The 2,034-nt window shown below is 64.6% G+C and carries 1 protein-coding gene and 1 pseudogene; both read left to right on the top strand.

The window, feature by feature from the left end; all coding sequences use genetic code 11:
* Positions 1 to 137 precede the first annotated feature (137 nt).
* On the top strand, positions 138 to 1,730 hold the full coding sequence (locus AB0J64_RS57105) for a transposase (protein ID WP_364047178.1): 1,593 nt from the start codon (positions 138 to 140) through the stop codon (positions 1,728 to 1,730).
* A 212-nt stretch (positions 1,731 to 1,942) separates the two neighbouring features.
* Positions 1,943 to 2,034: pseudogene (locus AB0J64_RS57100) on the top strand (IS5/IS1182 family transposase); the annotation flags it as partial.

Raw genomic sequence — 2,034 nt, 5'->3', positions numbered from 1 at the left:
CATCGACCGGACCACCTACAAGGCCACCATCAGCATCAACATGATCCCGGCCAGCCCTTGACGCCGCCACCACAGCCCTAACTGAACGGCGTTGGACCTATCGGGTGGTGCGGGCCGGGCTGGCGGCCAACTCCGCGGTGAGCATCGACGACGCCGGGAAGATCCACGTGGCGAGCGTGAAGGCGATCGAAGAGCCGCCCAGCCTGATCGATCTGCGCAAGCGCGTCGAGGCGATGATGCCGCGGGTGGACATCTCCGAGGCGATCGTGGAGGTGCTCGGCTGGTGTCCAGGCTTCCTGGAGTCCCTCACCTCCCCGGCCGGCGCGCAGTCCCACCTCGATGACCTGGACATCTCGGTGGCCGCCTGCCTGACCACCCAGGCGCTGAACATCACCTACACACCGATCGCGGTCAAGGGGGTGCCGGCGCTGGAGCGGCACCGGCTCGGCTACATCGAGCACACCTACCTGCGGGCCGAAAACCTCACCGCCGCCAACCCGCATCTGATCGAGGAGCAGGCCGGGATCGGCTTCGCCCAGGCTCTGGGGGGCGGCCTGGTCGCGGCGATCGACAGGATGCGGTTCGTGGTCCCGGTGCCGTCGGCTTACGCCCGCCCCAACCGCAAGTACTTCGGCCCGAAACGCGGCGTCACCTGGCTCAACATGATCAATGATCAGGCGTTCGGGATCGCCGCGAAGGTGGTCTCCGGCACCGACCGGGACTGCCTGCACGCGCTGGATGTCATCTTCTCCAGCGGGGAGGGCCGCCGCGCCGACGTGATCGTGACCGACACCGGATCCTACAGCGACCTGGTGTTCGGGCTGGCGCATCTGCTGGGGCGCCAGTACCGGCCGGCGCTGGCCGATCTGCCGGATCAGAAGCTGTGGAAGACCATGGCCGAGGCCGACTACGGCGCGTTGAACTCCCTGGCGCGCGGAGTGCTGGATCTGCGCAAGGTGGTCAAGCATTGGCCGGACATCCTGCGGCTGGTCGCCTCGATCTACGCCAGCGAGGTCAGCCCGTACGACGTGGTGCGGATGCTGCAGCGCGATGGCCACCCCACCGCGCTGGGCGAGGCGATCAACACCTACGGCCGGATCTTCAAATCGCTGCACGTGCTCCAACTGATCGACGATGAGGACCTGAGACGGGACATCAAGGGCATCCGCAACCTGCAGGAAGGCCGCCATTCCCTGGCCGAGAAGGTGTTCCACGGCCGCAAGGGCCAGCTATTCCACCGCTACTACGAGGGCTTGGAAGATCAGCTCGGCGGGCTGGGAATCGTCCTGAATTGCCTGGTTTTGTGGAACACCCGCTACATCGATGATGCGCTCAACCTGCTACGTGAGCAGGGCTATCCGGTGCGGGAGGCCGACGTGGCCCGGCTGTCGCCGTTCATCTCCAAGCACATCAACGTGCACGGCCGGTACTCCTTTTACCGGCACCAACTCGGCATGAGTAGACGCCCGCTCCGCGACCCCGACACCGACGAGGCAGCCGAGGACGGCGATGAGGATGGCCGACCACCGGCAAGTACTGTGGACGTGGTACCTGGCGCCGGTGTTATTCCGCGTCGCCCCCGGCCGCAGGTGCCCGACCATGAACGGCTCGCCTTCAGCGGCAAGAAAGACACTCAAGCCTGGGTGGGGCACCACTTGGCGCCCCACCCAGGTATTGATCACCCCTCCTCGGGAGAAGTTTTACGGCTTGCGTCCTCAGTGGGCGTTTAGGCATGGTTGGTTGGCGTATGCCCAGATCTGTAGTCGCAGCCTTTTGGGCTCTTTTCCCTGTACGCGCAGCTTTGCGTAGTCCTCACTGCCCATGCGAGCGACCATTTGATGATGAGATGGCACTCAAATTCCGTCTGGTCTAGAAAAGTGGTAGAAGCTCCCGAATAGCCGAAGCCTACTATCGATCACATCTTTCGGGTAGAAGCTCTGCCATGAGCGAACGGAAGCCGTACCCCAGCGACATTTCCGACGCCCGCTGGGCCTTAATCGAGCCCACCTTGACCGCCTGGCGGCAGGCCAGACT

The sequence above is a fragment of the Nonomuraea sp. NPDC049695 genome, assembly GCF_040674955.1.
GTDB lineage: Bacteria > Actinomycetota > Actinomycetes > Streptosporangiales > Streptosporangiaceae > Nonomuraea > Nonomuraea helvata.
The sequence above is the reverse complement of the archived record's forward strand: the minus strand, read 5'-3'. Positions and strand labels throughout refer to the sequence as shown.